The sequence below is a fragment of the Streptomyces sp. 17_S59 genome (assembly GCF_056930295.1).
Genome location: NZ_JBXOWD010000001.1, coordinates 1,726,177 through 1,741,569, shown reverse-complemented (window position 1 = coordinate 1,741,569; position 15,393 = coordinate 1,726,177). Strand labels below are relative to the sequence as shown.

15 protein-coding genes are annotated in these 15,393 nt (G+C 74.2%); 7 read left to right on the top strand and 8 right to left on the bottom strand.

Going from position 1 to position 15,393, the window contains the following annotated elements:
- Nucleotides 1–39: 39 nt before the first annotated feature.
- Both AC1Z4A_RS07560 and AC1Z4A_RS07555 read right to left on the bottom strand, forming a co-directional pair.
- Complete coding sequence (locus AC1Z4A_RS07560) at nucleotides 40–1,086, bottom strand: nicotinate-nucleotide--dimethylbenzimidazole phosphoribosyltransferase (RefSeq protein WP_483677073.1); 1,047 nt, start codon at nucleotides 1,084–1,086, stop codon at nucleotides 40–42.
- A 482-nt stretch (nucleotides 1,087–1,568) separates the two neighbouring features.
- Nucleotides 1,569–2,768 (bottom strand): bifunctional adenosylcobinamide kinase/adenosylcobinamide-phosphate guanylyltransferase, encoded by a 1,200-nt coding sequence (locus tag AC1Z4A_RS07555; protein WP_483677072.1) that lies wholly within the window; start codon nucleotides 2,766–2,768, stop codon nucleotides 1,569–1,571.
- Nucleotides 2,769–2,871: 103 nt separating this feature from the next.
- Here AC1Z4A_RS07555 and AC1Z4A_RS07550 point away from each other — a divergent pair, with 103 nt between their 5' ends.
- Nucleotides 2,872–3,087 carry a hypothetical protein gene (locus AC1Z4A_RS07550; protein WP_483677071.1) on the top strand — a complete coding sequence of 72 codons (216 nt, stop codon included), beginning with the start codon at nucleotides 2,872–2,874 and terminating at the stop codon, nucleotides 3,085–3,087.
- 188 nt (nucleotides 3,088–3,275) lie between these two features.
- Here the strand turns inward: AC1Z4A_RS07550 and AC1Z4A_RS07545 are convergent, their stop codons facing one another.
- Both AC1Z4A_RS07545 and AC1Z4A_RS07540 read right to left on the bottom strand, forming a co-directional pair.
- A complete protein-coding gene (locus tag AC1Z4A_RS07545; protein ID WP_483677070.1) occupies nucleotides 3,276–3,983 on the bottom strand; it encodes a methyltransferase domain-containing protein in 708 nt (235 codons plus the stop codon).
- A gap of 86 nt (nucleotides 3,984–4,069) precedes the next feature.
- Nucleotides 4,070–4,672 carry a DUF3043 domain-containing protein gene (locus tag AC1Z4A_RS07540; protein ID WP_483677068.1) on the bottom strand — a complete coding sequence of 201 codons (603 nt, stop codon included), beginning with the start codon at nucleotides 4,670–4,672 and terminating at the stop codon, nucleotides 4,070–4,072.
- 287 nt (nucleotides 4,673–4,959) lie between these two features.
- Here AC1Z4A_RS07540 and AC1Z4A_RS07535 point away from each other — a divergent pair, with 287 nt between their 5' ends.
- The 4 genes from AC1Z4A_RS07535 (at nucleotide 4,960) to AC1Z4A_RS07520 (ending at nucleotide 8,413) form a co-directional block, all read left to right on the top strand.
- Nucleotides 4,960–5,757, top strand: coding sequence for a PspA/IM30 family protein (locus AC1Z4A_RS07535; protein WP_483677067.1), 798 nt, complete (start codon nucleotides 4,960–4,962; stop codon nucleotides 5,755–5,757).
- Nucleotides 5,758–5,800: 43 nt separating this feature from the next.
- A complete protein-coding gene (pspAA, locus tag AC1Z4A_RS07530) occupies nucleotides 5,801–6,079 on the top strand; it encodes a PspA-associated protein PspAA (RefSeq protein WP_483677065.1) in 279 nt (92 codons plus the stop codon).
- Nucleotides 6,080–6,407: 328 nt separating this feature from the next.
- Nucleotides 6,408–7,727: a sensor histidine kinase gene (locus AC1Z4A_RS07525; protein ID WP_483677064.1), complete on the top strand. Its 1,320-nt coding sequence runs from the start codon at nucleotides 6,408–6,410 to the stop codon at nucleotides 7,725–7,727.
- Nucleotides 7,724–8,413, top strand: a complete 690-nt coding sequence (locus AC1Z4A_RS07520; RefSeq protein WP_483677063.1) for a response regulator — start codon at nucleotides 7,724–7,726, stop codon at nucleotides 8,411–8,413. Before AC1Z4A_RS07525 ends, AC1Z4A_RS07520 begins: the two co-directional genes overlap by 4 nt.
- Before the next feature lie 300 nt (nucleotides 8,414–8,713).
- On the opposite strand, the gene nadA is transcribed toward AC1Z4A_RS07520, so the two are convergent.
- Nucleotides 8,714–9,904 (bottom strand): quinolinate synthase NadA, encoded by a 1,191-nt coding sequence (gene nadA, locus AC1Z4A_RS07515; protein WP_483677062.1) that lies wholly within the window; start codon nucleotides 9,902–9,904, stop codon nucleotides 8,714–8,716.
- Between the two features lie 254 nt (nucleotides 9,905–10,158).
- Here nadA and erpA point away from each other — a divergent pair, with 254 nt between their 5' ends.
- On the top strand, nucleotides 10,159–10,515 hold the full coding sequence (gene erpA / locus AC1Z4A_RS07510) for an iron-sulfur cluster insertion protein ErpA (RefSeq protein WP_004946545.1): 357 nt from the start codon (nucleotides 10,159–10,161) through the stop codon (nucleotides 10,513–10,515).
- A gap of 90 nt (nucleotides 10,516–10,605) precedes the next feature.
- On the opposite strand, the gene AC1Z4A_RS07505 is transcribed toward erpA, so the two are convergent.
- Together AC1Z4A_RS07505 and AC1Z4A_RS07500 are read right to left on the bottom strand one after the other, a co-directional pair.
- On the bottom strand, nucleotides 10,606–12,165 hold the full coding sequence (locus AC1Z4A_RS07505) for a hypothetical protein (protein WP_483677061.1): 1,560 nt from the start codon (nucleotides 12,163–12,165) through the stop codon (nucleotides 10,606–10,608).
- Nucleotides 12,166–12,306: 141 nt separating this feature from the next.
- Entirely contained in the window at nucleotides 12,307–12,543 is a 237-nt protein-coding gene (locus AC1Z4A_RS07500; RefSeq protein ID WP_483677060.1) for a hypothetical protein, read from the bottom strand.
- Nucleotides 12,544–12,729: 186 nt separating this feature from the next.
- On the opposite strand from AC1Z4A_RS07500, the gene AC1Z4A_RS07495 reads away from it, so the two are divergent.
- On the top strand, nucleotides 12,730–13,704 hold the full coding sequence (locus AC1Z4A_RS07495) for a carbohydrate kinase family protein (RefSeq protein WP_483677059.1): 975 nt from the start codon (nucleotides 12,730–12,732) through the stop codon (nucleotides 13,702–13,704).
- Between the two features lie 33 nt (nucleotides 13,705–13,737).
- On the opposite strand, the gene AC1Z4A_RS07490 is transcribed toward AC1Z4A_RS07495, so the two are convergent.
- Nucleotides 13,738–15,123, bottom strand: coding sequence for an aminotransferase class V-fold PLP-dependent enzyme (locus tag AC1Z4A_RS07490; RefSeq protein WP_483677058.1), 1,386 nt, complete (start codon nucleotides 15,121–15,123; stop codon nucleotides 13,738–13,740).
- Between the last annotated feature and the right edge of the window lie 270 nt (nucleotides 15,124–15,393).

Sequence of the window (15,393 nt, the reverse complement as noted above, 5' to 3'; positions counted from 1 at the left end):
TTGACGGCAACAGCCCGGCCATGGGCCGGGCTGTCGCTGTCAGGTGCGCTCGGGCAGCTCCGCCGCCAGGGCCGCGGCCGCCTGCACCAGTGGCAGGGCCAGCAGCGCCCCTGTCCCCTCGCCCACAGTGACGCCGTGATCGAGGAGAGGGTTGAGCGCCATCCGGTCGAGTGCCTTCGCCTGGGCCGGGTCGCCCGTCGCCTGCCCCGCCAGCCACCAGTCCGGCGCCCGGAACGCGACGCGCTGGCCGACCAGCGCGCACGCGGCGGAGACCAGCCCGTCCAGGACGACCGGGGTGCGCCGCACCGCGCTCTGGAGCAGGAAGCCGGTCATCGCGGCGAGGTCCGCGCCGCCGCTCGTCGCCAGCAGCTGGAGCTGGTCGCCGAGGACCGGGCGGGCCCGGCGCAGCGCGTCGCGGATTGCGGCGCACTTGCGCATCCAGGTCAGGTCGTCGATGCCGAAGCCGCCGCGGCCGGTGACCACGGACGCGTCCGTGCCGCACAGGGCGCCGACCAGGGCGCCCGCCGCCGTGGTGCCGCCGACGCTCAGGTCGCCCAGCACGACGAGGTCCGTGCCGGAGTCGGCCTCCTCGTCGGCGACGGCCATGCCCGCGCGGAACGCCTGCTCCGCCTCCTCGAGGGTCAGCGCGTCCTCGACGTCGATGCGCCCGGAGCCGCGGCGCACGCGGTGCCGGGTGACGTCCGCGGGCAGCTCGGCCGGGTCGCAGTCCACGGACATGTCCACGACGCGCACGTCCGCGCCGAGGCGGCGGGCCAGGATCGCACCGGTGCTCGCGCCGTCCAGGACCGCGCGTACGAGCGTCTGCGCGCCGCCCGCCGGGCCGCCCGAGACGCCCAGTCCGGCCACGCCGTGGTCGCCCGCGAAGAGGACGACCTTGGGGCGCTCGATCGGCTTGACCGGCACCACGCCCTGTGCCCCGGCGAGCCACTCGCCCAGCTCGTCCAGCCGCCCCAGCGCGCCGGGCCGGGGCCCGACCCGCTCGCGCCGTTCCTCGGCGTCGCGGCGCACGCCGGGATCGGGGCGCTCGATCAGCGTGGCGAAGTCATCAAGGTTGAGAGCGCTCATTCGCGACACATTACCGGTGCGGGGGGTGCCGGTTGGGGTGGTGGCGGTTCGGGGGGCGGGTGGCTGGGCGCCGCGGCGGTTGCGGGATGTGGGCGGTGGGGCACCGCCGGGCTCTCCGGTGGGGGTTGCGCGCCGTGGCGGCGGGCTTTCTTTCCCCAGTCCCGCCCCTTCCCGAAACTGGGGGCTGCGCCCCCAGACCCCCGGGGGAGGAGGGCCGGGGCTGCGCCCCTGGACCCCGGGGCGGGTGGGGTCGGCCGGGGCTGCGCCCCTGGACCCCGGGGCGGGTGGGACCCGGGCGGGTGGGGCCGGGGCTGCGCCCCTGGGCTCCCGGGTGGGCGGGGGAGACCGGGGCTGCGCCCCTGGGCCCCTGGGCGGGTGGGGTTGGGGCTGCGTCCCGGGGCTGCATCCCCGGCCCCCGGCCCCCCGGCCCCCCGCCCTCGCGGCCCCCCCGGCCCCCCGGCCCCCCCGGGCCAGGGGGCGCCCTACCCCCGCAAAGTCAGTGCTTGGCCTGCCACCACCAGCACCACGTGTTCGCACTCGTCGCCCACCGCCGCGTTCAGGCGGCCCAGTTCGTCGCGGAAGCGGCGGCCCGAGGACGTTGCCGGGACCACGCCCGAGCCCACCTCGTTGCTCACCGTCACCACCGTCCGCCGGGTCGCGCGTATCGCCGCGACCAGGTCCGTGACGCGCCGGGCCAGGGCCTCCGAGCCGCTGTTCGTCCACGTCTCGTCGTCCCACGCCCCGACCGAGTCCATGGCGTCCGTCAGCCACAGCGCCAGGCAGTCGATCAGCAGCGGCGGGCCGTCCTCGGCCAGCAGCGGGACCAGGTCGCACGTCTCGACCGTGCGCCAGGAGCCGGGGCGCCGCTCCCGGTGCCGGGCGACCCGCAGCGCCCAGTCCCGGTCGTCCTTGCGGGAGCCGCTCGTGGCCACGTACAGGACGTCGGGGAAGGACTCCAGGCGCCGCTCCGCCTCCACCGACTTGCCGGACCGGGCCCCGCCCACCACCAGCGTCCGCCGCGGCACGTCCGGCACCGCGTGGTAGTCGCCGACGGTCAGCGTCGTCCCGTCCGGCACCGCACGGGCGCCCGCCGCCGCCAGCCGGCGGTGCAGCTCCCGGCCCGGGGGGACGTCGTGGCCCATGTGCACCGCCAGCACGTCCGTCGTCGGGCCGACCGCGCCCGCCTCCCGGAGCCGGGCCAGTGCATCCGGCCGCCCCACCACGTCGAGCAGCACCATGCCGTACGGGCCCGGCACCCCGGACAGCCCGGCCGGTGCGCCGCCGGGCGGCAGGTAGAGCAGCTGCTCACCGTCCGGGCCGGTCACCTCGTAGCCGGTGCCCGGCGAGTCCAGCGCCACCGCCCGCACCCGGTGCCCGCTGATCACCGACAGCTCGCGCCCGTCGGGCACCCGCACCGGGGTGGGCAGCCCGGCCGGGAACTCCACGGCGGGCCCGTCGTGCGGGTGCGAGAGCAGCACCTGCCGCACCCCGGCGATCGAGCGCCCCGCACGGGCAGCGGTGAAGGCCGGGCCGGGGGTGAGGTCCAGCAGCAGCGCGTCGTCCACCAGCAGGGCGGTCGCGGCCCGCGCCTCGTCGCCGACGGCGGTGGCACAGGCCGCGCAGGGGCAGCCGGGGCGCGGCAGCCCGTCGGGGGCTCCGGTGCCGAGGAGAGTCAGTTCCACCCCCTGATCGTCTCGCGTCGCCGCGCGACGGGCGCGCGGGGCTCACCCTTTCTCGTAGGCTTCGGACGCACGACCCAGGACCCAGCAGCCCCAGGAGGCGGACATGGTGTGGACGTGGCGGTTCGAGAAGGCCGACGGCACGGAGACGGCTCCGGCGGTGGAACCGGAGGAGTTCACCACGCAGGGGGACGCGGAGTCCTGGATCGGCGAGACGTGGAAGGAACTGCTGGAGGGCGGGGTGGACCAGGTCCGCCTGTTCGAGGACGGCGAAGAGATCTACGAAGGCCCGATGAGCCTGCACGCGGCAGCGGAGAGCTGACGAGCGGACGTACCCGCGCCCGACCACGGGCGGGAGGGGCCGGGGTGGGACGGGTGGGTCCTGGCAGGGGCGTAAAGCGGTTTCGTGGGTAATGCGGGGAACCCAAAGCAACACCGTTCACCCCACGAAATTGCAGCCCCAGAAGGACCCACGCGTCCCACCCCGGCCCCGCACCGGAGTGAACAACGTCAGCCCCGAACCCCGCACAAGTGCAGCAGCGCCGCCACCGCCCGGTACGGATCGGTGCGCCCGGCCCGGTCCTCGGCGACCAGCAGCTGCTCCAGCTCCGCCCCGCCCGGCGGCACCGAGCCGTCGGCGGCCAGGTCGGAGAAGACCCGCACCCCGTACCAGGTGTGCAGCGGCGCCCCGATCCCGGCCAGGGTCGCCGTCAGGGTCTCCAGCCGGTCGGCGCGCACGTCGAGGCCCAGCCGGTTGGTGTAGGCGGGGGAGTCGAAGGCGGCCAGGGCGGTGGCCCAGTCACCGGACAGCCCCGGCCGCATGGCCAGGGCGTCGGCGTTGCGCACCAGGATCGACAGCAGCCCGCCCGGCGCGAGCACCCGGGCCAGCCCGGCGAGCATGGGGTCCGGCTCCGGCACGTACATCAGCACACCGTGGCAGAGCACGATGTCGAAGGCGCCCGGCAGGAAGTGCGCGCCGGTGTCCCGGCCGTCGCCCTCTATCAGCCGGACCCGCTCCCGGATGCCCTCGGGCTCGGCGGTCAGCGCCGCGCGCACGGCGGCCACCATCTGCGGATCGGACTCCAGGCCCGTCACCTCGTGCCCGGCCCGGGCCAGCCGCAGCGCCTGGGTGCCCTGGCCGAGGCCGACGTCGAGGACGCGCAGCCGCCGCCCGACCGGGAAGCGCGCCGCTATCTGCTCGTCTATCTGGCGTGCCACCAGCTCCTGACGAACGGTGTTCCGCAGCCCCCCGAGCCCGCTCAGCCACCCCTCGGCGCCGCCCCCGAAGCCCGGTGCGAAGGCGCTCAGGGCTTCTCCCCGCGCTGCACCTTCGGCTTGGGCAGGCGCAGACGGCGGACCTGGAGGGTGCGCATCAGGCCGTACGGGACGGCGCCGCGCAGGTTCTCGTTCGGGAAGCGCTGCTTGAGGGCACGCTTGAGGGTGATGCCCGTGATCACGGAGTTGATGACGATCGCGACGATCACGACCAGCCAGGCCAGCAGCACGTACGACTGGAACGAGCCACGGTTGATCATGCTCAGGATGAGGATCAGCACGGCCAGCGGCAGGAAGAACTCCGCCACCGAGTACCGGGCGTCCACGTAGTCGCGGACGAAGGAGCGCACCGGGCCCTTGTCACGGACCGGGAGGTACCGCTCGTCCCCGCTGGCCAGGGCCTCGCGCTGCTTGGCGAGGTCGGCGCGGCGGGCCTCGCGGGCGCGCTTGGCCGCCTCCTTGCGGTCGGCGGGCGCTGCGGACACGGAGCGGCGCTGGGCGTTGGCCTCGCTGCGCTTGGGGGTGGGGCGGCCCTTGGGGGCCTGCGGGTCACGGGGCTGCTTGGGCTGGTCCGCGGTCACGTTTTCGGTGGCCTTGGCGGACTGCTCTTCCTTCGAACGGCTTCGGAACACGGAACCCAAGGGTACGGGGTTCCGGGGCCCGACCCCAGCCCGGCCGAACACGATCCGGCAACGGCGCCCCGTGCCGCACCCGGGCTGCCCCCGCCTTCCCGCGGAACCCCTGATCACTCCTCTACTCCTTGCGCCGGAGAAGACCACCCCGTGATCGTCCTGCAGGATGAGCGCATCGGGGCCCGAACAGTGCGGTAATGGAAGCAGGGCCCGTACTGTGGGTTCTGATAGTTGTGATGGAGCCTGGAGCCCGATCCAGTCGGTTCAGAAGGGGGCGCGCGAGGCCCATGAGCGGTGTCATGAAGCGGATGGGGATGATCTTCCGCGCGAAGGCCAACAAGGCCCTGGACCGGGCCGAGGATCCGCGCGAGACCCTCGACTACTCGTACCAGAAGCAGCTCGAGCTGCTGCAGAAGGTGCGCCGCGGCGTCGCCGACGTGGCGACGTCCCGCAAGCGCCTGGAGCTGCAGCTGAACCAGCTGCAGAGCCAGTCGGCCAAGCTGGAGGACCAGGGTCGCAAGGCGCTCGCGCTCGGCCGGGAGGACCTGGCGCGCGAGGCGCTCACCCGGCGTGCCGCGCTCCAGCAGCAGGTCAGCGACCTGGAGACGCAGCACCAGACCCTCCAGGGCGAGGAGGAGAAGCTGACGCTCGCCTCCCAGCGCCTGCAGGCGAAGGTCGACGCGTTCCGCACCAAGAAGGAGACGATCAAGGCCACCTACACGGCGGCCCAGGCCCAGACCCGGATCGGCGAGGCGTTCTCCGGCATCTCCGAGGAGATGGGCGACGTCGGCATGGCCATTCAGCGTGCCGAGGACAAGACCGCGCAGCTCCAGGCCCGCGCCGGGGCCATCGACGAGCTGCTGGCCTCGGGTGCGCTCGACGACCCGACGGGCATGGCCAAGGACGACATCACGGCCGAGCTGGACCGCCTCTCCGGCGGTGCGGACGTGGAGCTGGAGCTCCAGCGGATGAAGACGGAGCTGGCGGGCGGTGGCCAGAAGCAGGCCATTGAGGGCGGCTCCGCAGGCCAGTCCGCGACCGGCCAGCACAACCAGCAGAACCAGACCCGCTTCGACAAGAGCTGACAAGAGCCGACTGAGAGCTGATCAGAACCGACCGGGAGACGTCATGATCGTACGGATCATGGGGGAGGGGCAGGTGAAGCTGGCCGACAGCCACTTCGCCGAGCTCAACACGCTGGACGACGAACTGCTCGAGGAGATGGAGAGCGGTGACGAGGAGGGCTTCCGCCGCACGCTGGGCGCGCTCCTCGACGCCGTGCGCCGGCTGGGCACGCCGCTGCCCGACGACGCCCTGGAACCCTCGGAGCTGATCCTGCCCGCGCCCGACGCCTCCCTGGCGGAAGTCCGCGAGATGCTCAGCGACGACGGCCTGATCCCCGGCTGATCCCCAGGCTCCCGGCCGCCCCCGGCCGGCCCGGTGCTCCGGCACGCACCGCGCCCCCGTCCCCGCCCGGGGCCGGGGGCGCGGCCGCCTTACGGCGCCCGTACCCCGTCGGCCGGAGCGGACGATCGGCGCACCCCGGGCGAACCGGACAGACAGCCCTCGAAGCCCTGCCGGAGGCCGCCCCGGCCGTCCCCGCCGGGGCGGACAGACCTGATCAGCCCCGCCGGGGCAGAGCCGGCCACCCGCCCGGCCGTCCCCGCCGCGGCTCCGCCGCGCCCCGCACGAGCCTCCCGATCCCTCCCGAGCCGGACCGTCCGATCGGATCGCGATGACCTCCCTCGCCGCCACGGGCCTCGCCCGCCCGCACCGCTGGCTGCGCGTGCACCCGCTCGCCGCCGACGCCCTGCTCGCCGCGCTCGTCCTGGTGCTCGTCGTCACCAGCGCCTGCATCAGCCCGCGCGGCTTCCGGCATCCGCCGGGCGCGGCCTTCCTCCTCTCGGCCGTCGTCTCCTGCGCCTGCCTGGCGGCGCGCCGCCGGGCGCCGCGCGCGGTCCTCGGGCTCACCTGCGCCGCGAGCCTGCTGGCGACCGTGGTCAGCCGGGGCGGGCCGCCCCGCACCCAGATCGCGATGACCGCCGTGGTGGCCCTCTACACCGTCGCCGCCCGGACGGGACGCCCCACCGCCTGGCGCATCGTCGCCGTGACCGTCGCCGGGCTCACCGGCACGGCCATGCTGCTCGGCCCGCCGCCCTGGTACGCCCAGGAGTACCTGGCCCTGTTCGCCTGGACCGGCATGGCGGGGGCGGCCGGGGACGCCGTCCGCAGCCGCCGGGCCTATGTCGCCGCGATCGAGGAGCGGGCCGTGCGGGCGGAGCGCACGCGGGAGGAGGAGGCGCGGCGGCGGGTGGCCGAGGAGCGGCTGCGCATCGCCCGCGAGCTGCACGACGTGGTGGCCCATCACATCGCGCTGGTCAACGTCCAGGCGGGGGTGGCGGCGCACATCATGGACAGCCGCCCCGGCCAGGCCAAGGAGGCGCTGGCCCACGTCCGGGAGGCCGGCCGCTCGGCCCTGGAGGAGCTGCGCGCCACGGTCGGCCTGCTGCGGCAGTACGGCGATCCCGAGGCCCCCACGGAGCCGGCCCCCGGGCTCGGGGTGCTGGACCAGCTCGTCGAGGGCTTCGCCCGGGTGGGGCTGCGCGTGGAGGTGTCGGTGTCCTCGACGCTGCCGGGCCGCTGCCGGGACGCCACGAGGCGGGCCGCCGAGGCCGCGGAGGTGGTGGGGCCGCTGCCGGGTGCGGTCGACCTGACCGCCTACCGGGTGCTCCAGGAGGCGCTCACCAACGTCCACAAGCACGCGGGCCCCGGCGCGGGGGCCGAGGTCTCGCTGCTGCGCGGCCGGGACAGCCTGGTCCTGACGGTCCTGGACGACGGCGCCGGGCGGGCCGCCGCGGCCCCGGGCCCGGCCACGCCGTTCGGCGGGCATGGGCTGGTCGGCATGCGGGAGCGCGCGGTCGCGCTGGGCGGCAGCTGCGAGGCGGGCCCGCGCGGCCCGGACACACCGGGCTTCCGGGTGCGGGCGGTGCTGCCGCTCCAGGCCCGTGGAACGGGGCCGGGGGCGGCCACGGCCGACCCTAGGCTGGGTCCATGACTGAGCCGATCACCGTTCTCCTGGCCGACGACCAGGCGCTGTTACGCAGCGCGTTCAAGGTGCTGGTCGACTCGGAGCCGGACATGCGGGTCGTGGGGGAGGCGGCGGACGGCGCCGAGGCCGTGCAACTGGCCCGTGCGCACGTGCCCGACGTGGTGCTGATGGACATCCGGATGCCGGGCACGGACGGTCTCGCCGCGACCCGGGCGATCTGCTCGGACCCGGCGCTGGCGGAGGTGCGGGTGGTGATGCTGACGACGTTCGAGATCGACGAGTACGTGGTCGGCGCGCTGCGCGCGGGCGCCTCGGGCTTCCTGGGCAAGGGGGCGGAGCCGGAGGAGCTGCTGGCGGCGATCCGGATCGCGGCGGCGGGGGAGGCGCTGCTGTCGCCCGCGGCGACGAAGGGACTGATCGCCAGATTCCTGGCACAGGGCGGCGGCACCGCCGCCGACGGGGACCGCGCGGCGGTCAGCCTGGAGGCGCTGACGGTGCGGGAGCGGGAGGTGCTGGTGCAGGTGGCCGGGGGCCTGTCCAACGACGAGATCGGGGAGCGGTTGGCGGTGAGTCCGCTGACGGTGAAGACGCACGTGAACCGGGCGATGGCGAAGCTGGGGGCGCGGGACCGGGCGCAACTGGTGGTGGCGGCGTACGAGTCGGGCCTGGTGCGGCCGAGGACGGCGGGTTAGCTTTCCCCACCCCACCCCACCCCACCCCGCCCCTTCCCGTAACCGGGGGCGAAGCCCCCGGACCCCCCGGGGGTGGGGAGCGGGGGCTGTGCCCCCTGCCCCCTGGGCCCCTCGCGCTGCGCGCGGGGGCAAGGCTCGGGCGCTGTGCCCCCGGACCCCCGGGTCCTCAAACGCCGGACGGGCTGGATTTGCCCCCGCTCCAGGGGGCCTGGGTGCGAAGCCCCCATGTTCTCTACCTGGAGTCTGGGGCGAAGCCCCAGTTTCGGGAAGGGGCGGGGTGGGGAAAAGCCCCCGAACCCCCTACGGCAGCGCCAGCATCCGCTCCAGCGCCAGCTTGGAGAAGCTCGCGACCTCCGGGTCGACCTGGATGCGGTTGACCGTCTTGCCCTCCGCGAGCGACTCCAGCGCCCACACCAGGTGCGGCAGATCGATCCGGTTCATCGTCGAGCAGAAGCACACCGTCTTGTCCAGGAAGACAATCTCCTTGCCCTCCCCGGCGAATCGATTCGCCAGCCGCCGCACGAGGTTCAGCTCCGTGCCGATGGCCCACTTGGAGCCGGCCGGGGCCGCCTCCAGCGTCTTGATGATGTACTCCGTCGAGCCGACGTAGTCCGCCGCGGCCACGACCTCGTGGCGGCACTCCGGGTGCACCAGCACGTTGACGCCCGGGATGCGCTCGCGCACGTCGTCGACCGAGTCGAGCGAGAAGCGGCCGTGCACGGAGCAGTGCCCGCGCCACAGGATCATCTTCGCGGCGCGCAGCTCCTCGGCGGTCAGGCCGCCGTTCGGCTTGTGCGGGTTGTAGACGACGCAGTCCTCGAGGGACATCCCCATGTCGCGGACGGCGGTGTTGCGGCCCAGGTGCTGGTCCGGCAGGAAGAGGACCTTGCTTGTTTGAGGTTCCCCCTGCTCGAAGGCCCACTTCAGCGCCCGCTCGGCGTTCGACGACGTGCAGATCGTGCCGCCGTGCTTGCCGGTGAAGGCCTTGATGTCGGCCGACGAGTTCATGTACGAGACGGGGACGGTCACCTCGGCTATGCCGGCCTCGGTCAGCACGTCCCAGCACTCGGCGACCTGCTCGGCGGTGGCCATGTCGGCCATCGAGCAGCCGGCGGCCAGGTCCGGCAGGACGACCTGCTGGTCGTCCGTGGTCAGGATGTCCGCGGACTCGGCCATGAAGTGCACACCGCAGAAGACGATGTACTCGGCGTCGGGCCGGGCCGCGGCGTCGCGGGCCAGCTTGAAGGAGTCGCCGGTCACGTCCGCGAACTGGATGACCTCGTCCCGCTGGTAGTGGTGGCCGAGGACGAAGACCTTGTCCCCGAGCTTCGCCTTGGCCGCGCGGGCACGCTCCACCAGGTCCGGGTCGGAGGGCGCCGGCAGGTCGCCGGGGCACTCCACGCCGCGCTCGCTGCGGGGGTCGGACTCGCGGCCCAGCAGCAGGAGGGCGAGGGGGGTGGGCTGTACGTCCAAGGGCTGGGCGGTGGTCACGACACGCACCCTTTCTGTTCTGCGGGACGGCCGCTTCGGGCCTTGTCGTCAATTTGACGCTATCTATCATAACTGCTTCACGTCAGTTTGACGATGATGATCGCGTCGATGTGACGCATTCCCGATCGGGCGGGCCGTATGGGAGCATGAAAGCCGGAAGTGACAGTCCAGCGCCCGGAATGAATCCGGGACGACGGCGGTTGCTGGCACCAGGCAAGCAGTCCGCATCCGCACCGACCCCGGGAGTGAAGCAGATGTCCGTTCAGGACGAGAAGACCACTGTGAGCGACGGCATCCTTCTGTCCGACGCCGCGGCCGCCAAGGTCAAGAGCCTGCTGGAGCAGGAGGGCCGCGACGACCTGGCCCTGCGCGTCGCCGTTCAGCCGGGCGGCTGCTCCGGTCTGCGCTACCAGCTCTTCTTCGACGAGCGCTCGCTCGACGGCGACGTCGTCAAGGACTTCGACGGCGTCAAGGTCGTCACCGACCGCATGAGCGCCCCGTACCTGGGCGGCGCCTCCATCGACTTCGTCGACACCATCGAGAAGCAGGGCTTCACGATCGACAACCCCAACGCCACGGGCTCCTGCGCCTGCGGCGACTCGTTCAGCTAAACCGGCCGCGCGCCCGAGCGCACGGACGGAAAAGGAGGGCGGCGCCCCGGCACGGCCGGGGCGCCGCCCTCCCGCGTTTCCGGAATCCGGCTACTTCTGCTGCAGCTCCCGCAGGGTGTCACCCGTCGCCAGGTCCACCACCTTCCGGGAGTCCAGCGGCTTGTCGAGCGTCACCTCCGTGTCGAAGCGCTTGATCATCAGCACGCAGTACCGGCCCGGCTGCTTCTCCGTGCCCGTGACCTTGACCGTCACGGCCGCGTCCGACTCCGTGGCCGACGCCGAGTAGTCGCTGCACACCCCGCCCCAGAAGTGCAGGACGAGCTTCTTGCCGTCGTCGGCCGTGCTGTACGTCTCCACCCGCATCACCGTCGACGCCGGCGAGCCCGAGGGCCTGCCGCTCGGCTGCCCGGACGGCCGCGACGGACCCTGGGCGATGTACTTCGGGTCCACCGCCGGCTGCGCCACCGTCACCGTGCCGCCCTGCTCCCCGGTGCCGGGCAGCCTGACGGAGAACAGCCACGACGGCACCAGCGCCGGCCGCCCGCCCACGGACTGCGCGGACAGCCCGAAGACCGCGCCCGTCACGGTCGCCGGCTCCGGCCCGCCCGGCTTCTCCTTGCAGGAGTCGCCCGCGTCCTCCTTGAAGGGGACCGGCGTCGCACAGCCGCCGATGCCCCCGCGGCCCGGGCCCCCGCCGCCCTTGTTCAGCTCGTCCAGCGCCCGGCCCGCGGTCACCACCGGATAGTCGGCGCCCTTCTCCGGCATGTGCAACTGCCCGCTGCCGCCGACCAGTTGCGCATCCGAACCCACCTGGAGACCGGTCTGCCAGCCGTAGGTGGGCAGCGAGTTCACCACCGGGTCGGCCGTCACGGTGCGCACCGCCCCGTAGTGCCTGCTCGCGTCCACCTTGGCCGAGTCCCGGCCCAGGGCCTTGAGCACCGGCGCGGCGGCGGCCTTCGCCCGGTCCTCCGACACCGGCTGCGCGGCGGCCGGATCCGGGCCCGGGGAGCCGTCCCGGAACGACGGGCAGGTCGGCACGGGGGCGTCCGTGCCCGGGCCGGGAGCAGCACCGGGAGCCACGTCGGCGTCCTTCCGGGGCCCCGCGCCCGGCGGGTGCTCGCAGTGCGCCCCGCCCGGCACACCGTACTTCGAGTACGACCAGTTGCCCGGCCCCTGCCTGCTCACCTGGAGCGTGGGCCCGGCCGCGTCCGGGGCGCCGCCCACCGTCCAGGTGTCCTGGACGAGCCGGGGCGTGCCGCTCACGTCCAGGGCCTTGGCCAGCTTCGCCACCTCGTCGCGCGTGACCTCCGCCCCGGACAGGTACACGGGCGCGCTGCGCGGCCCGTCCGGCAGCTTGCCCTCGGCCCGGTACCGGGTGCCGTGCGGGTCCGGCTCGCCCACCGCGATGCCCTGCGAGGGGCCGTTCGCGCCGCGCCCGTAGCCGTCCAGGGCGAGCGGCGGGGGAGAGCCGCTCCCGTCGGCCGCGCCCGGCCGGCCGCCGTCGTCGCCGCCCGACGCGGTGGCCGCCCAGTAGGCGCCGCCCCCGCCGGCCAGCAGCACCGCCGCCGCCACCGATGCCACCGCCAGCGGCGAGTGCTTCCGCTGCCGTTTGCCGGTGGTGCCGCCCGGAGTGCCGCCCTCGGTGCTCACCGCATCGCTCCTTCGCTCCGCTCAAAATGTGTAGTGCCGCATCCCCCGGGTGGGGGACGCCGCTTGGACGGAGCGCAGGAGCGGGCGGTTCCACTGTGTCGTCCGGTGTGAGACCTCCGGGGGTCGCCGTCGGCCGGTGCGTCAGTCGCCGTCGGTCCCGTACTCCGCCATGCCGTCCAGCAGCCGGGCCGACCGGGCGGGCACCGAGACCCCGTGGATGAGCGACAGCGGCGTCCGCCCGCCCCGGGCCGGACCGGGCCCGGCGGCGGCGGACGGGGTGCCGATCCAGTGCGGTGCCATACGGGCGCAGTCCCTGCGCAGCTCGGCCAGCGACTCCGGATCGTGATCCGGAGTGACGTGCTTCACAGTCTTCGGCATACCCGCACCGTACGCACCGCAGGGCACCCAGTGAAAGACCTACGATTAGGTAGATTTGCCCGCCGAGTGGCGAGATACGGACCTGGCGCGGGGCACCGGAGCCGCTAACGTGGTGTGGCTCTTCTTGTTCTTGTCATTTCATTGGTTCTTGTCGTTTCCACCGTCCCCGCAGGGAGCAGACCCGTCGTGCGTATCGCTGTCACCGGCTCCATCGCCACCGACCATCTGATGACCTTCCCCGGCCGCTTCGCGGACCAGCTCGTGGCCGACCAGCTGCACACGGTCTCCCTCTCCTTCCTCGTCGACGAGCTGGACGTGCGCCGCGGCGGCGTGGGCCCGAACATCTGCTTCGGCATGGGCGTGCTCGGCCTGCGGCCGGTCCTGGTCGGCGCCGCGGGCGGTGACTTCGGCGACTACCGCGCCTGGCTGGACCGGCACGGCGTCGACACCGCCTCCGTGCACATCTCCGAGGTCCTGCACACCGCGCGCTTCGTCTGCACCACGGACACCGACCACAACCAGATCGCCTCCTTCTACACCGGCGCGATGAGCGAGGCCCGGCAGATCGAGCTGCAGCCGGTGGCCGAGCGCGTCGGCGGCCTGGACCTAGTGGTCATCGGCGCCGACGACCCCGAGGCGATGCTGCGCCACACCGAGGAGTGCCGCGCCCGCGCCATCCCCTTCGCGGCCGACCCCTCCCAGCAGCTGGCCCGCATGGACGGCGACGACATCCGCGTGCTGGTCGACGGCGCGACGTACCTGTTCACCAACGAGTACGAGAAGGCGCTCATCGAGTCCAAGACGGGCTGGACGGGCGACGAGATCCTGGCCAAGGTCGGCACCCGCGTCACGACGCTGGGCTCCCGCGGCGTGCGCATCGAGCGCGTCGGCGAGCCCGTGATCGAGGTCGGCTGCCCGCAGGAGGAGGCCAAGGTCGACCCGACCGGCGTCGGCGACGCGTTCCGCGCGGGCTTCCTGGCGGGCCTGACCTGGGAGCTGTCCCTGGAGCGCGCGGCGCAGCTGGGCTGCATGCTCGCGACGCTGGTCATCGAGACGCTGGGCACGCAGGAGTACGAGCTGCGGCGCGGCCACTTCATGGAGCGCTTCACCAAGGCGTACGGCGAGGACGCCGCCGCCGAGATCCGCGCCCACCTGGGCTGACCCCCTGCGGGGGCGGGACCGCGAACGGCGGGACTACGAACTGCGCCGCACGGTGTAGGCGGTCCCGCCCTCCACGGGCTCCTCGCCCACGTACTCCTGCCCCCGCATCCCGCACCACGCCGGGATGTCGAGGCGCGCCGCCTCGTCGTCCGACAGCACGGTGACGAGCCCGCCCACCGGCACCTCGCCGAACACCTTCGCCAGCTCGATCACCGGGATCGGGCACCGCTTCCCCAGCGAGTCGACGACCAGCGCCGGGGCCTCCCCGGCCGCGGCGGCCGGCTCCGCGGGGGGCGCGCCCAGTTGCTCCCGCACCGAGGCCACCACCCCCGGCAGGACGTCGAGGAAGGCGTCCACCTCCACCGCGGTGGTCCCCATCGGCAGGGACACCCGGACGTTTCCCTCCGTCAGCACCCCCATCGCCTTGAGCACATGGCTCGGCTGGAGCGTGCTGGACGTGCACGAGGACCCGGAGGAGACCGAGAAGCCCGCCCGGTCCAGGGCCTGCATCAGCACCTCGCCGTCCACATAGAGACAGGAGAAGGTGACGAGGTGCGGCAGCCGCCGCACCGGGTCGCCCACCACCTCCACGTCCGGCACCAGTTGCGGCACCCGGGCCCGTACCCGCTCCACCAGCTCGCGCAGCCGGGCCGACTCGGCGGCCGCCTCCGCGCGCACCGCCCGCAGCGAGGCAGCGGCCGCCACGATGGCGGGGAGGTTGGGGAAGCCCGGCGCCCGGCCCGACTCCCGCTCGTCCGCCGGGCCCTGGGGCGCGTACCGCACCCCCTTGCGCACGGCCAGCAGGCCCACGCCCGACGGGCCGCCCCACTTGTGGGCGCTCGCCGTCAGCAGCGACCAGCCCTCGGCGACCGGGCCCCAGCCCACCGACTGCGCCGCGTCCACCAGCAGCGGCACCCCCGCCGCCCGGCAGGCCGCGGCCGCCTCGGCCACCGGCTGCTCGGTGCCCACCTCGTGGTTGGCGGACTGCAGCACCGCGAGCGCCGTGTCCGCGCGCAGCGCGCCGGCGTACGCCTCCGGTGCGACCCGGCCCGTGCGGTCCACCGGGACCTCGGTGACGCTGCCGCCGGCCGCGTCGAGCGCGGCGGCCGACTGGAGCACGGCCGAGTGCTCCACGGCGGACACCACCAGATGGCGGCCCACCCGCCGGCGCCCGGCGAGGGCACCCGCGATGCCGTCGTGCAGGGCGCGGGTACCCGATGGAGTGAAGACCAGTTCATCGGGGCGGCAGCCGACCGCCTCCGCCGCGGCCTCGCGCGCGGCGTCCAGCAGCAGCCGGGCCCGGCGGCCCTCCCGGTAGAGGCGGGTGGGGTCGGCCCAGCCCTCGTCGAGGGCGGCGAGCAGCGCCTGGCGGGCTACCGGGTGCAGCGGGGCGGCGGAGGCGGCATCGAAGTAAGGCACGTGAGGAACGCTAGCGCCCGCCTGCGGCCCCGCCCGGCAGCGGCCCTCGAAGGGGCGGAGAGTGCGCAGGCCAGGGGGTGTGCGGCCGCTGTCTGACGGATCGCCGGAAGCCCTGTGGAGCCCTTGATTCCACCCCTTCGGGGAGTGACCCGGCGCGTTGGGCACCCTCCCCGCGCGACCCCAAATAGCGTCCAGTAGGGTTTGGTCCGCATAAACATCCAAACCCCTGCCCGCAGCGGGCCGGCGACCGACCAGCGAGACGGCCGCAGC